The 15,062-nt window shown below is 51.2% G+C and carries 22 protein-coding genes and 2 tRNA genes; 15 read left to right on the top strand and 9 right to left on the bottom strand.

The annotated features are described in order from the left end of the window. Nucleotides 1–14 precede the first annotated feature (14 nt). The 4 genes from O3276_RS14145 to O3276_RS14130 all read left to right on the top strand — a co-directional run bounded on the left by O3276_RS14145 (nucleotide 15) and on the right by O3276_RS14130 (nucleotide 1,923). Nucleotides 15–164, top strand: a complete 150-nt coding sequence (locus O3276_RS14145) for a hypothetical protein (RefSeq protein ID WP_269671930.1) — start codon at nucleotides 15–17, stop codon at nucleotides 162–164. A 401-nt stretch (nucleotides 165–565) separates the two neighbouring features. After that, nucleotides 566–1,600: an IS4 family transposase gene (locus tag O3276_RS14140; RefSeq protein WP_269671929.1), complete on the top strand. Its 1,035-nt coding sequence runs from the start codon at nucleotides 566–568 to the stop codon at nucleotides 1,598–1,600. Nucleotides 1,601–1,718: 118 nt separating this feature from the next. Beyond that, a tRNA-Leu gene (locus tag O3276_RS14135) sits at nucleotides 1,719–1,803 on the top strand. A gap of 33 nt (nucleotides 1,804–1,836) precedes the next feature. Further along, a tRNA-Leu gene (locus tag O3276_RS14130) sits at nucleotides 1,837–1,923 on the top strand. Between the two features lie 100 nt (nucleotides 1,924–2,023). On the opposite strand, the gene O3276_RS14125 is transcribed toward O3276_RS14130, so the two are convergent. The 8 genes from O3276_RS14125 to O3276_RS14090 form a co-directional block, all read right to left on the bottom strand. Then, nucleotides 2,024–3,076: a tyrosine-type recombinase/integrase gene (locus tag O3276_RS14125; protein WP_269671928.1), complete on the bottom strand. Its 1,053-nt coding sequence runs from the start codon at nucleotides 3,074–3,076 to the stop codon at nucleotides 2,024–2,026. 11 nt (nucleotides 3,077–3,087) lie between these two features. Continuing rightward, complete coding sequence (locus tag O3276_RS14120) at nucleotides 3,088–3,294, bottom strand: hypothetical protein (protein ID WP_269671927.1); 207 nt, start codon at nucleotides 3,292–3,294, stop codon at nucleotides 3,088–3,090. Between the two features lie 13 nt (nucleotides 3,295–3,307). Next, nucleotides 3,308–4,123: an antA/AntB antirepressor family protein gene (locus O3276_RS14115; protein ID WP_269671926.1), complete on the bottom strand. Its 816-nt coding sequence runs from the start codon at nucleotides 4,121–4,123 to the stop codon at nucleotides 3,308–3,310. Nucleotides 4,124–4,197: 74 nt separating this feature from the next. Beyond that, complete coding sequence (locus O3276_RS14110; protein WP_269671925.1) at nucleotides 4,198–4,518, bottom strand: hypothetical protein; 321 nt, start codon at nucleotides 4,516–4,518, stop codon at nucleotides 4,198–4,200. Continuing rightward, nucleotides 4,499–5,035 carry a single-stranded DNA-binding protein gene (locus tag O3276_RS14105; protein ID WP_269671924.1) on the bottom strand — a complete coding sequence of 179 codons (537 nt, stop codon included), beginning with the start codon at nucleotides 5,033–5,035 and terminating at the stop codon, nucleotides 4,499–4,501. The genes O3276_RS14110 and O3276_RS14105 overlap by 20 nt, the downstream gene beginning before the upstream one ends. Next, nucleotides 5,035–6,594, bottom strand: coding sequence for a YqaJ viral recombinase family protein (locus O3276_RS14100; protein WP_269671923.1), 1,560 nt, complete (start codon nucleotides 6,592–6,594; stop codon nucleotides 5,035–5,037). Before O3276_RS14100 ends, O3276_RS14105 begins: the two co-directional genes overlap by 1 nt. Continuing rightward, nucleotides 6,595–7,344, bottom strand: coding sequence for an ERF family protein (locus O3276_RS14095; RefSeq protein ID WP_269671922.1), 750 nt, complete (start codon nucleotides 7,342–7,344; stop codon nucleotides 6,595–6,597). 119 nt (nucleotides 7,345–7,463) lie between these two features. Continuing rightward, nucleotides 7,464–7,796, bottom strand: a complete 333-nt coding sequence (locus O3276_RS14090; RefSeq protein ID WP_269671921.1) for a hypothetical protein — start codon at nucleotides 7,794–7,796, stop codon at nucleotides 7,464–7,466. Between the two features lie 312 nt (nucleotides 7,797–8,108). Between O3276_RS14090 and O3276_RS25785 the strand changes: the two genes are divergently transcribed. Then, nucleotides 8,109–8,219 (top strand): RusA family crossover junction endodeoxyribonuclease, encoded by a 111-nt coding sequence (locus tag O3276_RS25785; protein ID WP_163369324.1) that lies wholly within the window; start codon nucleotides 8,109–8,111, stop codon nucleotides 8,217–8,219. On the opposite strand, the gene O3276_RS14085 is transcribed toward O3276_RS25785, so the two are convergent. Then, nucleotides 8,214–8,843, bottom strand: a complete 630-nt coding sequence (locus O3276_RS14085) for a helix-turn-helix domain-containing protein (RefSeq protein WP_269671920.1) — start codon at nucleotides 8,841–8,843, stop codon at nucleotides 8,214–8,216. The two genes, O3276_RS25785 and O3276_RS14085, sit on opposite strands and share 6 nt — an antisense overlap. A gap of 267 nt (nucleotides 8,844–9,110) precedes the next feature. On the opposite strand from O3276_RS14085, the gene O3276_RS14080 reads away from it, so the two are divergent. The 10 genes from O3276_RS14080 (at nucleotide 9,111) to O3276_RS14035 (ending at nucleotide 15,026) form a co-directional block, all read left to right on the top strand. Then, nucleotides 9,111–9,428: a lipoate--protein ligase family protein gene (locus O3276_RS14080; RefSeq protein WP_209277157.1), complete on the top strand. Its 318-nt coding sequence runs from the start codon at nucleotides 9,111–9,113 to the stop codon at nucleotides 9,426–9,428. After that, entirely contained in the window at nucleotides 9,425–10,552 is a 1,128-nt protein-coding gene (locus tag O3276_RS14075; RefSeq protein WP_269671919.1) for an LvrA C-terminal domain-related protein, read from the top strand. The genes O3276_RS14080 and O3276_RS14075 overlap by 4 nt, the downstream gene beginning before the upstream one ends. Next, on the top strand, nucleotides 10,503–11,060 hold the full coding sequence (locus O3276_RS14070; RefSeq protein ID WP_269671918.1) for a replication protein P: 558 nt from the start codon (nucleotides 10,503–10,505) through the stop codon (nucleotides 11,058–11,060). Before O3276_RS14075 ends, O3276_RS14070 begins: the two co-directional genes overlap by 50 nt. An 88-nt stretch (nucleotides 11,061–11,148) precedes the next feature. Continuing rightward, nucleotides 11,149–11,631 (top strand): DUF1367 family protein, encoded by a 483-nt coding sequence (locus tag O3276_RS14065; protein WP_269671917.1) that lies wholly within the window; start codon nucleotides 11,149–11,151, stop codon nucleotides 11,629–11,631. 13 nt (nucleotides 11,632–11,644) lie between these two features. Further along, nucleotides 11,645–13,000, top strand: coding sequence for a DNA cytosine methyltransferase (locus tag O3276_RS14060; RefSeq protein WP_269671916.1), 1,356 nt, complete (start codon nucleotides 11,645–11,647; stop codon nucleotides 12,998–13,000). Nucleotides 13,001–13,009: 9 nt separating this feature from the next. Next, the gene (locus O3276_RS14055) at nucleotides 13,010–13,546 is read left to right on the top strand and encodes a hypothetical protein (protein WP_269671915.1); all 537 of its coding nucleotides are present in this window, start codon (nucleotides 13,010–13,012) and stop codon (nucleotides 13,544–13,546) included. 55 nt (nucleotides 13,547–13,601) lie between these two features. Then, a complete protein-coding gene (locus O3276_RS14050) occupies nucleotides 13,602–13,865 on the top strand; it encodes a CopG family ribbon-helix-helix protein (protein ID WP_163369309.1) in 264 nt (87 codons plus the stop codon). Continuing rightward, a complete protein-coding gene (locus O3276_RS14045; RefSeq protein WP_269671914.1) occupies nucleotides 13,862–14,158 on the top strand; it encodes a type II toxin-antitoxin system RelE/ParE family toxin in 297 nt (98 codons plus the stop codon). The genes O3276_RS14050 and O3276_RS14045 overlap by 4 nt, the downstream gene beginning before the upstream one ends. 147 nt (nucleotides 14,159–14,305) lie before the next feature. Beyond that, nucleotides 14,306–14,704 (top strand): M15 family metallopeptidase domain-containing protein, encoded by a 399-nt coding sequence (locus O3276_RS14040; RefSeq protein WP_269671913.1) that lies wholly within the window; start codon nucleotides 14,306–14,308, stop codon nucleotides 14,702–14,704. Further along, a complete protein-coding gene (locus O3276_RS14035; protein WP_269671912.1) occupies nucleotides 14,694–15,026 on the top strand; it encodes a 3TM-type holin in 333 nt (110 codons plus the stop codon). The genes O3276_RS14040 and O3276_RS14035 overlap by 11 nt, the downstream gene beginning before the upstream one ends. Nucleotides 15,027–15,062: the final 36 nt, after the last annotated feature.

Genomic DNA, 15,062 nt, shown 5'->3' with positions numbered 1-15,062 from the left:
TGTCGGGGGCGTCGATGAATTTATTAGCCGTGAAAACAGTTGGAGCAGTTAAGCCAGCTGGCCCGGCAAGAGGACAGGGATGTGTCCTGGCCGATCAGGCGGACGGGGAGATGCTTGATGCCCATGACTGGCAGCTGGAGAAAACCGAAGCGACTATCGCATAGGTTTAGGCCGGTGAAATGGCGACCATTCCCCATGATGAAGTGGTCAGGAGGCTGAAAGAAAGGGGTAGGTTGTCTTGATTGAATGGAGTTTGGCAGTGCTTGAACAGCTGGAGGCACACTCTGAATTTATAGACATATAAGGAATCTGGACCATACGATGCGCATGCTGATTACTGGTGCCTTCCGGTGAGATGATGCAGGAGATCACTTTTGGTGGAGAGGAAACTGTCGGTTATATGGCTGTTTTATAGCAGGTTGGAGGGGGAATCAGAAAGTCACTGTACACGACAAAAATTAAATTAGGAGTAAGCCAGCAGGATTCACTATCTTGAGTTTTTTAGCTCAAAAGACCCACGACAATGGAACCCGCCGACTTACTCATCACGCAGTTTAGAACCTATTTGAAATGGAACAAGTGTCGCCTGAACGTCCTTGCTTTCCTCGTACTTGGGCTGCTGGAAAAACAGACCGTAAACTTCACAAGTCTTGCAACCACCTTCCCCGGAAGGTCGCAGACCCTTTCCTGTTACCGAAGGATTCAGCGTTTTTTTCTCGAGGTGGTTTTTGATGAAAGCATCATGGCCACATTAATTGCCAGTCTGTTCGCCCCGGAAGGCAGGTGGCAGCTCAGCATGGATCGGACTAACTGGATGTTTGGAATATTCAAAATCAACATCCTGTTTCTGGCAATAAACTACAAGGGAATGTCTATCCCGATTTTATGGACACTCCTGCCCAAAAAAGGTTGCTCGAATACGACTGAACGCGTTGAGCTGCTGAAGAGGTTCCGAAAAATTTTCCCTGAGCAAGCCATACAGCGCCTGTTAATGGATAGAGAGTTTAAAGGAAAACAATGGCTGAAATATCTGGTTCATGGTAACTGGCCCTTCTGCATCAGAGTTCCCAACAATACGCTTGTTCCCAATAAGCATCAAAACAGGTTACTGCCAGTAACCAGAATATTTTCACTGTCAACAGGCGAAACTATGGCAATCCGGCAGCCACGAAAAGTCTGGGGGCAAATGGTATACCTTGCCGCCTCCAAAAAAGGGAGCGATCCGATGGTGGTGATCTGTAACGCCGAACCCTGGCGTGCCATTAGTGACTATCTCCAGAGATGGCAGATAGAAACCATGTTCCAGGCTATGAAAGGACGGGGCTTTAACCTTGAGGACACGCATCTGAAGGATCGAGATAAAATATCGAAATTGCTATGCACTCTGGCATTAGCCTTTTGCTGGGCATATAAGACAGGTGAGTGGATAAATGAAACAACGCCCATCAAGGTAAAAAGCCATGGGCGAAAAGCACAATCTATCTTCCGAGCAGGGCTGGATTATCTTGCCCGGATTTTGAATCATGTTGATACGTGGCTGGAAGAGCTATTTGGGGCTGTAGCACTGCTCTTTGAGACCAGGTGGGAGAGAGCCTCATGAAAATTGTCGTGTACAGTGTCAGAAAGTATTTTCCATTAAATTTTGTCCTAAAAAAATAGCCAAAATATCAAAAAATGATACACACTTGCGCACTTTTTCCTAAAACGATTTGAGCTAAGTGGTTGAAATATAAGGATGACACACTAGCTTCAGGTGCTAGTGTCCGAAAGGGCGTGGAAGTTCGAGTCTTCTCCTGGGCACCAATCATCGTTAAAAATCAGTAGTTTGTCGTATATGCCCAGGTGGCGGAATTGGTAGACGCGCTAGCTTCAGGTGCTAGTGACTGTATGGTCGTGGAAGTTCGAGTCTTCTCCTGGGCACCAATTCTCAAAGATATGTCGTGTAATTAGCGGCAAAAAAAACCGGACAACTGCCCGGTAATATCTTCTCTCATTGCTCTTCCTTTTTGGCTCTTCCTTTCGATCACCTCGTACCCTGTACTTCCTGAGTTTTTCGGATATAGATTTTCTTCGCTTCCAGTGTTTTGTGGCCGGATACTAATCCTTCGTGGTCAGATACACCTTTGGCTTTCAGATCGTGAAAGTGCCACTTCTCGTTAATCAGTCCTTCATCTACGGCGCGGTTGATCAGTTTCTGCCACTGGCTGTCCAATGTGTTTTTGTGCATTTTTTGTCCCGGTCTCATCGGAATGCCTTTTTTACCGGTTACCTCAGGTGCACCAAACACGTAGTCGAACTTCTCGCCATTGCTGTAGTCCTCAAGAAGTTTGAGTGCTTTTCTCAGTCTCGGTGTCCAGAGGGTGATTTCATCCAGCGATCCTTTACCCCGTTTCAGTTGTACACCTTTTTCCAGTAATTGATCCCGCTGCATATTGATCAGCTCGGAACGTCTTGCACGACAGATATAGGCAAACTCCATCATCGCTTTCCAGAACGGATTGGCCAGATAGTAAACGCAGGCGTAGTCTTCATCGCTGACGTACACATCCTGACGGTTCGGTCTTGGCAGGGCTTCGCAATCCAGAGATGGGTTCGGAGGCACACCTTCGAGGTGGCTTCTGCCCCAACTCCAGGCACTGGAGATTAATTTGCGGACAATGGCCACGGCCCCGGGTTTATCTGAATACTTTTCATAGAACCGGTTAAGTGATGGCGGGGTGATCAGCGTCAGGGGCACATTACCGAAAGTACCATATCCCTCGACGGGGAATTTTTTTACTTTGGGGGTATAGAGCCTTTTATTGTACTGCCAGTCTTTGCTCTGGCTTTTGAACTTTTTTGACTCCAGGTATTCATCCAGAAGCCAGCCCAGGGTCTGGTCAGAACTTTTCTCCAGGTTCTCAATAGCCATATAGAGTTTGGACATGGCCATGGTTTCTGGTCCCAATACAATCTCGGCTCCGAATACATTCTTTTTACCAACTCGCCCGTGGTAAGGCTTATAGATGAAGCGTCCTTTGCTTCGATAGACGCCATCCGGCAAATGGGCATTCTCTTTTTTGCGTGGTCTTCCCATCAATACATCTCCTACAGGAATTTGAGTGGTTGTTTTTTGGGTTGTTGTGGTTCGGTGCCAATCAATGGCTGGTTAATGGCCGCGTAGGTGGTGACTACTTCGCCATTACGTCCGTAGTAAAACGGTATCCGGTTTTGAATCATCCATTTGATCAGTGCCGTTTTTTGCTTAATGCCTGACCACTCCATCAGGTCGGGCTGGGAAATAAGCGCATCCATATCGCCGACCCGGTTAAAAGAATTTCAGGATGTCGTACCCCAGAACCGGCTGGGCATTGCTGGTGGTCAGTCGTTTACTGTTCCGGTTGTGGAAGCAGATCTCGGAAGGGTCGTACATCAGACCGTACTGCCAGCCCTTATCGGTGAGCAGGTATTTGCCTCTCTTGCCCTGACCAGTCCACTTGATAATCCTGTGCTTCTCCAGTACTTCCACCACCAGTTGTTTCTGCCCCATGGCTTCCAGTGGCGAAAAGCCGATCTGGCTTTTCAGTAACCGGTCAGCGGAGAGCAGCTTCTGATTACCGGTAAAGCCCAGCGCCTCGGCAAAGGCAATGGCTTTCAGGGAGGTGGCCATATTGATTTCCAGCAAAGCCTGGGGTGTGGATAACTCTGGTTGATAAATCCCGGGCTTGTGCAACGCAGGCATAGTGTCGTGACGGGCAAGCTGCTTTTCACGTTTATCGTCAATCGCTTCCTGTCTTGCCTGTTTGCCTTCCTGGGTCATGGCAGAAAGCAGGACATGGTTCGCCGCATTCACAGAAAAGTGATAAACCCTTCTGGGTCGACCTCCGGAACTTTGCAACATCAATGTTGTAAAGTCTTGGCCCTCGGTAAACTCATGCTTTGTAATCTGTCGCTTAATCGCCTGAGCTACGGTTTTCGACTCCAGGTTAAAGCCGCACACTTTTTGCAGCAGCTCCTCGCCTTCCACTTGTTCATATCCCTCAGGAGTGAGGCGAATAATGCCGGCACGACGGATTTTAAGTTCGGCCTGATCCAGGCTGGTGATAAGGTTGGCGCTTTTATTGGCAGGTACTGTGCTGTCCATAGTCAGTGTCCTTTGGTGCTGGCCTGTTGATAACTTTGGTGTTCAGGTTTTCCACAGGGTGTGGGTTATTGCTTTCAGTGAATATGGGTGGTTTTTTGTATTGTCGTTTGCTGATCAATATCCCGGATGCGTTGCAGGATCAGTCCGGTTACCAGCATGGCCTGATCCCGCGCCCGGGGGCTGTGGATACCGACAGTAATGGCGACAATCAGCGTGGTCATTTCAATCAGTACGGTTTCTGCATCCAATAGCTGGCCTTCCATTTCGTCACCGATCCGGTCCGCCAGCATGATTTTTCTTGCCAGTTCCTTTTCCTCCTTTTCCGAGCTGAGACCAGCGGTCTGCTTCTGTTTTATCTCTATGGCCAGGGCCTGGTCATCGGGCGTGAGGCTCATTCCGGCTTTCATTAAAACAAGCTCCTTTAAAATGGGATGGAGTCGTCGTAGGAGTCATACTGTTGTGTCTGCATGGGCTGGGGAGTGTGGCCGCCATCCCGGGCGTTGGTGTATTGATTCTGATGTGTGCCTGGCTGTGGCTGATAATTTTGGGGCTGAGCCTGCTGACATGGGGGTTCTTTTCCAGAAACAGCAGCTTGCCGTTATACCCGCTGTACACGACTTCAGTCTGGTAGCGATCCTGACCATTCTGGTCCTGCCATTTTCGGGTCTGGAGCTGTCCTTCGATCAGGACTCTGTGGCCTTTGGCCAGATACTGAGCGGCCAGTTCAGCAGGTTTGCCGTACAGTACTACCCGATGCCATTCGGTACGGGTCTGTTTCTGGCCATCTTTTTTCCAGCTCTCTTCCGTGGCGATGGAAAGAAGGGTTACGGCATTGCCATTGGCGGTGGCTTTGCAGTCCGGGTCTTTGCCCAGCCTGCCAATCAGGGTGACGCGGTTCATGGATGCGGCCATCAGGCGATCTCCTTTTCTTCTGGTTTTAGAGAGAGTTGTTGAGCCGGGGTGATCAGTGCGGCACGGCGGATGATCAGTTCGATGCTGTATTCGTTGCCGTGGCGGTCAAAGCGGTAGCAGTCCAGTGAGCCTTTGCCGAGCCACTTTTCCATGGCGTGGATATCGTCGGTCAGAATCTCTTCGGTGACTTCGCCATCGGAGTAGAGCAAGTCGGGTTGATCTTCGCCTTTTTCGATTTCTGTTACCGGTTCGGGCTGTTTGTCAGCTACTTTCTGCCGGGCTTCCTGATTGAGGCGTATTTCAATAATGGCCATCAGGTCGGTTTGCTCTTTATGAAGAAGCACATCCAGATCCGGAAACAGGTGGTCCTTATCAGCTGCCATTTTCCGGTATATCGCCAGATTGTTTTTTACGTCCTGTGCCTGCTGCTTATGTTCGATCCGAGCCTGTGCCAGCCGGTCATTTACCGAAGACTGCATACTGGCAACACTCTTTTTTCCCTTGATGACTTCCTGAAAATCAGCAGGCGTAACCACGGCGGCGATCCAGCCGGGAGTGAGTTCCGAATTGATCACCTGACGTTCTTTTTCAAGGGTGGTGACGGCTTTCAGAACCATGCTGTCTTTTATATGCTGCTTCTGATGTTTGACCAGCTTGTCCAGCGACTTGCGTTTGCTGGCCATGGCGTCGGTGAGGTGGTCTATGCGGGTAAACAGTTCGGCGATTTCCGGTACCTGGGCAAGTGCGGTTTCTTTGCCGTCCTTCAGTTTCTTTTCCGTCTTTTTGAAAAACTTCACTGCCGATTCGGCATCGGCAAAATCCTGATCGCTGACCAGTTCGGATTTCGCTGAATCAATGCGGTGATGGATCTGCTCTTCAAGTTGGGGCAGATTGGAGTGATGAACCTGACCGTTAAGTTGGATAACAAGGGCGGTAGTATCTTGAATAAGCTCGCCTTCCAGAACCGGAGTGGCTACTGCTGATTCAAATTTGTGCAGATCTTCCTGAAACTGCTTCCATCCAGCGATCAGAGCTTCACGACGATGGTCTTGGGATTCGTAGTAAACATGGCGCAGACTGGCGGAGCTACCATCGGAGCAAACAAACAGAACCCGTTCGGCACCACTGACCAATAGCTGTTGTTCCAACTGCCAGTAATAGGCAGGTTCAATACCTTCTCCTTCGATCTGGGCAACCAGCTTTTCATTCCAGAGCTTGTGCTCAAAGACCAGGTCTTCCATCATGGTCAGTCCGTCGAAGCTGGCCAGCAGAGGTAAACCGTCAATGATGGTGACGCCGGTGGCTGGGAACAGATCCGCTCCGACTATTTTCTCTGCCAACGGTCGGGCTTCTGCTTCGGCCCGATGCCCAGCATCGAATTTCTTCTGCTGAAATGCATTTACCTCTGGGGCGCTGCCTGTTTTCTTCTGATGGAGTAGCTGGTCCCGGCGGAGGTAGGGACTGTCGCCCATCATGGCCGGTGCCTCGCTGGCGGTGAAATAGTTCTGGCGCAGGGCGAGCCATTCAGGCGTCCCCTGTTGGATATCGAGAATGTCCATTTAGTGGCCTCTGGGTTGGATGGCTTTCAGTTGTTGTACTTGTTGTGGGGTGGCTGGAGCTTTGGAATTGATTTTTCGGATGATGCGATCTGCACTCTGTTGGCCGGACTCAATGGATGCCCGCCATTCTGGTAACAGACGCTGGAAGTCTTCATTGGAATAATGCGCTTGCGGCTGGGCTGTCTCTTGCATATCGGGGACATAACCATCGGTGTCATCATCGGTGCAGGCTACACCGAGAATGCCCACCAGGGTCTGTCGCTTCAGATAGGTCACGGTAGAACCAATCTGTTGCAATGCGCTTTTGTTGCCGGTGTTATCCATAGGGCCAGTGGCGGTGTTACAGATGGAGTGGCCGGATACATGTCCCAGGTTGCAGGTGATGGTGATGTTTGGCCCATTCTGCTGTTGCTCAAACCAGTAGCTCAGGCCGTAGCGGTGAAGAACTGGCTGAATTGCAGCGACCACATCATCAATGGAGGCGTAGGAGTACTCCATACGACCACCACTTTTAGTATTGAACGCAGCATTCTTGCTTTTCTTTACTACCGGCATTTCCTGCTGAAACCGGGCAAAGGCTTCATTGAATTGCTGTCGTGCAACAATGGTCTGGCTCTGTTCGTACAGTCTCATTACCCGTTCCAGCGTGTCGATGCTGGCATTCTGGGCAATGGCCGACTGCATGATCTGGCCCACTTCAGACAGGGCAGGTGCAGGCTTATCCACAGGCAACACGTCAGCAGATTCCATCAGTTCGGTCTTCTTTTTAGCTGGCATGGCGAAGGGCCTCGTCCCGGTGAATACGGTTTCTGACGGCCAGCACCTGGTCGGCAATTTCCATCCGGAAACTCTTTTCCAATTGGGTTTGATTAGCCACGGCAATAACCTCTTTTGCTGGCGTAGTTAATGACATCCCAGCCGGAGAGCCGGGAGTGTTCGTTGTTGCAGTCATGCACCAGCTGTTTCACGGCTAGCCAGCGGTAGCCCTGCATGGGGTGGAATTCTTCCAGGGTAAGAAAGATCAGGAAGTTGCCCGGGGTCAGAACGCCAAAACCGGCAATGATGATGGGCTTGTGATCTTCGATCTGTGCCTGAATGTGGGTTTCAATCCGTTCCAGTTCGGACTCGATGGTCTCTTCACGGGCTTCCCTGCCGTCAATGGCATTGAGGTGCCGGTTGAGATCGCGGGTGACTGCGTCCATTAAAGATTCCTTATTTTTGTAAATTAAATGTTTTTCATATTTATATAATTGCAAAGTAACACTTTGCAAATGATAAGTAATAATATATTTATATTGATTTGTTGTTATTGATAGCTTTTATAAATCTATTGTTTAGGTTAGGTATATCAAGGGATATGCTTTGTTTTCTGACACGGGTTCAGGGATGGATAGCGTAGAGCAGTGGATTCAGTGTTTGCCAGAGTCTTTGCAGATGGCGATAAATAACACGGGAAATGCCGGAAATGTCATAGCTTTTGTAAACTCGATACCCAAAAGCAAAGGGCGGCCGCGATTTACCCGAACGGGATTCTCTGGGAAGACGACCGGCAAATTGTCGATGGCCGCTGCATCAAGGTCTATGGACAGCAACCTGGCGTACTGGTGATTGGCTGGCCGCTATAACAGGAAGCTGACACCGACGGCAGTGCCCTTGTAGATATCCTTGATATCCCCCGCATAGTTAAGATCAAAAGTGCCGTAAAGCCGATTGATGAATCGCAGACTGTGTTGCGACTTGCTGATCGGGTTCCACAGGCGAAGCGAAAGTTCACCGTCGTGTTCTATCAGCAGGATCTTCCCCGGTTCAGGGGTAATTACGGTATCCACCTGCACTTTGGCACCTTTGGGAATACTGATCGCCGTATCGGATGGGGCCTGGTTGACCATGGTGTCGTTTTCCATCCGTAACAGAAAGCTCTTGTGGTCCGACTCAATAATGCAGATGGCCGACTCTGAGAGTACCTGCTGTCGTCTTTCATCGAGTTCATCAAAGAAAGCGCTCGCCTTATCCAGGCTGATGTAGGGCAGGGTTTTCGGATCCGGCAGCTCTTCACCGGTCTCCAGCCAGTGAATGGAAACGCCAAGAACGTCAGCGATGGCGATTTTGTTATTCAGCTTTGGATTCCGGGCACCACTCATCCACAAACTGTATGTCCCTTCCGTGCAACCCACGGCGCGGGCGATATCGACATTTTTCAGATTTTGCTCTTGGGCTTTGTTTTTGACCCGGTCTGTCCAGTTTGTCACGTTCTTTTCCAATTACTGTTATTCATTATCCATAAGCAAAATAGTACACGGCTGGGAGCCATTGATTAAGCGCGAGAGTTCGCTTTGGATGAGTCGGGCTATTTACAAATAATCTAAAAGCAACGTATTCTCTTAAGAGTCTTTGCTTAAGCAAAGAAATAACGATAAAAACCAATCCTCAAGGAAAGATGTGATGAGCCAATCTCAGCCTCATGCTCAGTTCAGAGCATCAGCCAGCCTCTTTGTTCGCACCGCAGGAGGTACCCCATGATCCATACCGACGAACTGGGCATCCCCGACCAGCCACAATGCTGGCAGGACATTCTGTGGCCACTGGCAGGACAGCCCGCCATGCCAACCTCGGCATCACTGTATGAAGAGTTGTGCTGGGAAAATCCGGATATTGATGTGGGCGAACAGTTGTTGAAAGCGTTTCACTACATGATCGATCGCTGGGACCAGCCGGGTGAGGCAAAGAACGTGGTGATCTTTCTGAAAAAGTGGATGAGCCTGAATCAGAAGAATGCCCTGCAGGCGGCGAGGTATTTTCCAAAAGAAGCACCTCTGGCAGGAGGTGACCAATGAAAGAGTTTGGCAAGGTCTCCAGCCAGTTCTGGATCAGTGATGATATTCAGCCGCTGTCAGATAAAGCCAAACTGCTGGCGCTTTATCTGTTGACCACCGGTCACGGGAATCTGATTGGTATCTTCAGGATGCCAAAAGGCTATATCGCGGCAGACCTTAACTGGGAAGAGCCGAGCGTCGAGCGAGCGATTGCCGAGCTAACGGCGAGCGGTTTCCTGTTGGCCTCTGACCAGTGCCAGTACATTTGCATTCCGCAGTTCATGGAACACAATCCTGTGGACAATATCACCCAGATTGATGCCCGTCTGAAGCTGCTGGTGAAACTGCCACAGATGCTGCTGGAAGACTTGCCCGGAGTGATTCCCGTTATCGAGAGGGCAGTTGCGAAAGCCAGTGATTACAAGGGCTCGAAGCAAACCGAAGTGTTGTTGGAAAGCGCTCGGAAGATGCTCGGCAAGTGCTCGGCAGAATCTCGCCCAGAGAATAAGAGAAATAGAGAAGAAGAGAATAAGAGAAATATTTACAAGACATATGTCCGATCTGATGATCGCACGACCCCCAGGACGGGGGAAGTGCCACCAAGTGCCGGGAGCACGACTGGTGCGACCCCCAGGACGGGGGCAGTGCCACAGGCCAAATCGGGCAAGGCTGATTTCTCTGAATCTTTCGAACAGTGGTGGAGCCAGTATCCCAAACGGGAAGGTGACAAGGGCAGCAAATCCAAAACCTTTGGTCACTACAAAACACGACTCCGGGAAGGTCATACCCCTGAAGCTCTGCTGGCTAACATCCTGAAATACGCCCGTTACTGTGATGAGACACGAGTGACGGGGACTCAGTACGTGAAGACCACCACGGCCTACCTGAATAACCCCGATAACGCCAGCAATCCATGGATGGTGAACTATGAAGCCCGGCAGCGAAATTCTGGAAAACTCAGCCTTGTTGAGCAGGTCGAGCAGGCCAACGCCCATATCCTCCAGCCCGGAGCCTTCAGCGAACAGGGAGCCTTCAGCGCAGGGGGAGCCATCTACGACGTTGAGCCAGAGGGATCTGGTAAATCTGTTCTCGACCATGACGGGCCTGTTCGGCCAGAAGTGGACCAGTGCCTACGGCCTGGCTGATCGCAATGGTGAGTGGCTGAAAACCCTGAATGGGCTGCACCCTGCCCAACTGGAAATCGGGCTCAACCGTGTAAGGTTGGGTGGTAGTGAGTGGCCACCAACCGCGCCGGAATTTCGCAAGCTGTGCCAGCCGATGCCGGAAGAACTTGGGTTGCCCACGCTGGCCAAAGCCTGGCGGGAAGCCAATGAGCATGCCAGTCAACCCGCTCATCACGGCTGGAGCCATCGGGCGGTATACCTGGCAGGCCGGGCAGCAGGTTGGTATGAGCTGCGCAATGCCGGTACTGCGGAAGAGTGCCGGGAGGTGAAGCGTCGGTTCGGTGCGGCTTACCAGGCTTTGGTCAACCGTGAATGCCAAGGCCAGCCGCTGGAAGACCAGTTGTCCATCGAGCACCAGTTCGATCCTGCCATTCACTCGAATCAGCTGGCGAGGGAGAGTATGGCTGAGCAGGGCATTGATCCGCTGGATGGGCAGGGGGCGCGCCAGAAACTGATGGGCATGTTCTGATGAATGGGCTCAGGGATGGCATCTGGCTGGCGGTGGTCTGGGTGGTGCTGGTGATGGTGCTCTGCTGGCACTTTGTGGAGGCAATCTGATGGCGGAGCTGTCATTGCAGAAGGTCTCGGCGCAGATGCTGGTGCCGGTATCGGACGATGACCAGATGTTTATACGACAGCTAAAGACCGGGCAGGTGATTCGGGCAGAGTTTCGCAAGACACGTAACCTGCACTTTCACCGCAAGTTCTTTGCACTGCTGAAGTTGGGCTTTGATCACTTTGAGCCCCAGCCGTGCCGGATGGAAGGAACCGACCAGTGGTTCACGCCGGAGAAAAATTTTGATGAGTTCCGCCGCTGGGTGACGGTTAAGGCCGGATTTTATGACGTAATCGGGTATCCGGATGGAGGTGTCCGGGTTCGTGCCAGAAGCCTGAAGTTTGCCAGCATGAGTCAGGAGGCGTTTGAACAGTTGTACTCCACGGCGGTGGATGTGTTGCTCCAGTTTGTGCTCCATCCGGGACGGGGTTGGAGTCGGCTCAAGGTGGAATCACTGGTGGAGCGAATTATCAATTTTGCGTAGGGGGAAGGAGTCCATGAGATACCTGTCGTTATTTTCGGGGATTGAAGCGGCGACTGTTGCCTGGCATCCGTTAGGCTGGACACCAGTGGGCTTTGCCGAGATCGAACCATTCCCCTGTGCAGTGCTGGAACACCACTACCCCGATGTACCCAACCTTGGCAGCGTGACGGATATCACGGAAGCCATGATCCGCAAACTCGGCCCCATTGATCTGGTGGTGTTTGGCAGCCCTTGCCAGGATCTGTCGGTGGCTGGCAAACGAAAAGGATTTGACGGTGAACGATCAGGACTCTTCTTCGCAGCAATACAGATTATTCGGTGGGCCAGAAAACACGGCAACTGCCGCTTCGCCCTGTGGGAAAACGTACCCGGCGCCTTCAGCAGTAACCAGGGCAAGGACTTTGCTGAAGTACTGCGATTACTTACTGGCACTGACCAGTCATGCCCCGAGCAGCCTGGCCCAAAAAAGTGGCGGTACGCTGGAGTTTCATTCGGTAAGGAAGGGCTTGTTGAATGGCGGGTGTGTGATGCTCAATTTTATGGAGTACCCCAACGTCGTCGAAGGGTCTTTGCTCTGGCAGATTTTGGAGACTGGACCCGTCGGGAACCGGTTCTATTTGAGTCCGAGAGCCTGCTCCGGGATTCTGAACCGGGCGCAGAAGCGTGGGAAGAGCCTGCCGCCAAAGCTGGAGCAGGCGTTGCAGCAAGTGGCCTCACGGGGAAACTGAGTGCTTACGATATGACGGCCTTCGGCCGGTACGGTCCGGGTAAAACATCATCCACATTGAAGCAGCGGGATTACAAAGATGCCACGGATCTGGTGGTGTTCGAGCCCGGTGCCATGTCGCGACTGGGTGGCCACTGGTCATCGGAATTATCACCCTGTCTTCGTGCCCATATGGGCGATAACCATCCGACCATTGCCTTCAATCCGAAGGACGATCCGGTTCATTCCGAAACCGTGGCCATGACGTTACAGGCTCAGGGGAACGGTTTGAGTGCTGCAGTGGCGATACCGATTCATGATCAGGCCACCCGACATTCTGGCAAGCGAGGTGAGCACCAGGACGGGAAAGGAAATGGTCTGGGTATCGGACAGCCTGGTGACCCGATGAACAGATTAACCGCCGGTGATAAACACGCGGTTGCCAGTACCGCCAGCGGTGAAGCCGAGTTAGCCATACGTCGATTGACTCCCATCGAATGTGAACGTTTGCAGGGTTTCCCGGATGGGTACAGCGCTATTCCCTGGAAAAACAAACCGGCAGAAGAGTGTCCTGATGGTCCGAGGTATAAGGCTCTTGGTAACTCTATGGCCGTTCCGGTTATGCGCTGGATTGGAAATCGTATCCAGACCGCACTGAGCTAGGAGGCTGCCATGTACTTTGCTTTGGGACCGGCTCTGATGCGGATCTTTGGAACGCCGGAGCTGATGATAAAAACCGCCAGCTGGCAGCGGGATATCAACGCCGGTTATCGTAAGACAGCGGTTGCACCAGAGCATCGAAGTACCCGGGATGAACGACTGGGTGATGATGGTATTCGTAAGGGCGATCTGCGGGAAAAAATGCAGCCGGAACTTTTTGCTATTCTGACGATCCGGTATGACGATAATCAGGAAAATCGTTCAATTGCATGGCAGCGGGTTCAACACCATTTACGCAGTGATAAACGGTTGCCGAAACCGTTTCGCTGCAATCCGGTACTGCTAAGACTCTGGCTGATGTATGAACTCCAGCACCCGGGGCTGAGGCAGGACAAAGGTAAGATCCAGATCAAGGGCAAGGGGGAGAGCACGGTTTACCGCTGGCAGCAGAAGTGCCGCCAAGTCTGCAATGAACTGATCCGGCTGGCAGAGGATGAGGCTCAGGATCTGCTGGAGCAATCCGGGGTTATCCGGCATGAACCCTATTGACGGCAGGCCAAACTTAAGTGTACTACAATGTAATACACTAAAAAGGAGGTCATGTATGAGTGTATCCAGCGTTCGTCTGAATCAGGATATTGAAGAACCGTTAAACCAATTAGCCAAAGTGTTGAGCCGTAGTCGGAACTATCTTATTAACGAAGCGGTCAGGGAGTACATCAAGAAACACGCCCGTGAAATGCAAGAGTGGGACGAGACCCTGGAAGCACTGGATCAGGTGCGCAGGGGAGATACCGTAGATGGTGACGCCGTGATGGAATGGCTGGAAAGTTGGGGCAGTGATAATGAGCTGGAGGCACCTGAATGAAACTCAGGTTTTCCAGGAGTGCCGTTGATGACCTGAAACGACTGAGACAGTTTATTGCAGAAAAAAATCCGCCTGCGGCACAGCGAATGGCGGAGTATTTGGTCAGGAAAATTAACAACCTGTGTCATCAACCGAACATGGGCGTTCTGGTAGGGGATAAACTGAATCCCCGTTTGCGTGACCTGATCATTAGGGATTACAAGATTCGCTATCTTGCTGACGACCGTGAGGTCTTGATTCTGAAGATATGGCATCAGAAAGAGGCTGATGAGATCAGCCTTGACTCAGAGTGAGAGTAAAAGTACGGTAAAAGCTCATGCTGGGAAAGTTCCCGATAACTTGATTTCCCACTGCTTGAATCTTTCAAAGAAACCCGGCCCTCATTGCCGGGTTTTCTTTTTTTATCCCTCCAAACTGAACCACTATAAAAAAGGGGCTTCATGTTTCACTTTTCCGCTTCGTCCAGGCGACATTTGTCGACTTGTGATGAGCGGCTTCAGCGTGTCTTCAAAAAAGTGATTGAGCATTACGATTGCACGATTATTTGTGGTCATCGGGGCAAAGCTGCCCAGATGCTGGCGTTTGAAAATGGTCAGTCGCAGTTGCAATGGCCAGACAGTAACCACAATCAGCTGCCCAGCAAGGCGGTGGATGTAATGGCTTATCCCTTGGACTGGTTTGATTATCAGCGATCCGCGCACTTTGCCGGGTATGTGTTGGGGGTTGCTGAGGGTATGGGCATCAAGCTGCGCTGGGGTGGTGACTGGGATCGAGATGGTAAGTTGAAAGATCACCGGTTTAAGGATTACCCGCACTTCGAGCTGGTGGATGATGATTAACCTGAACCCAATGGCTGGAATTGCCAAAGCGCTGATGGGTGGGCTTGATGGCTTGTTCACGTCTGATGAAGAGCGAGCCAAAGCTGAACTGTCTTTAAATCACCAGTTGCAACAGCCTCATATTCTCCAGGCATTGGCCAATATCGAAGAAGCCAAACATCCCTCCGTCTTTGTCTCCGGTTGGCGACCCGCTCTTGGTTGGCTCTGTGTGTTTATTCTTGCCTGGACCTGGATTGTTCGTGATGTGGTGATCATCGGACTGATGCTTGTGATAAGTCTGAAGTGGTTCAACAGTTACCCACAACAGACACCAGCACGGTGATTACTTTGTTGCTCTGCCTGCTGGGATTGGGTGGTG

The organism is Endozoicomonas sp. GU-1 (assembly GCF_027366395.1).
GTDB lineage: Bacteria > Pseudomonadota > Gammaproteobacteria > Pseudomonadales > Endozoicomonadaceae > Endozoicomonas.
The sequence above is the reverse complement of the archived record's forward strand: the minus strand, read 5'-3'. Positions and strand labels throughout refer to the sequence as shown.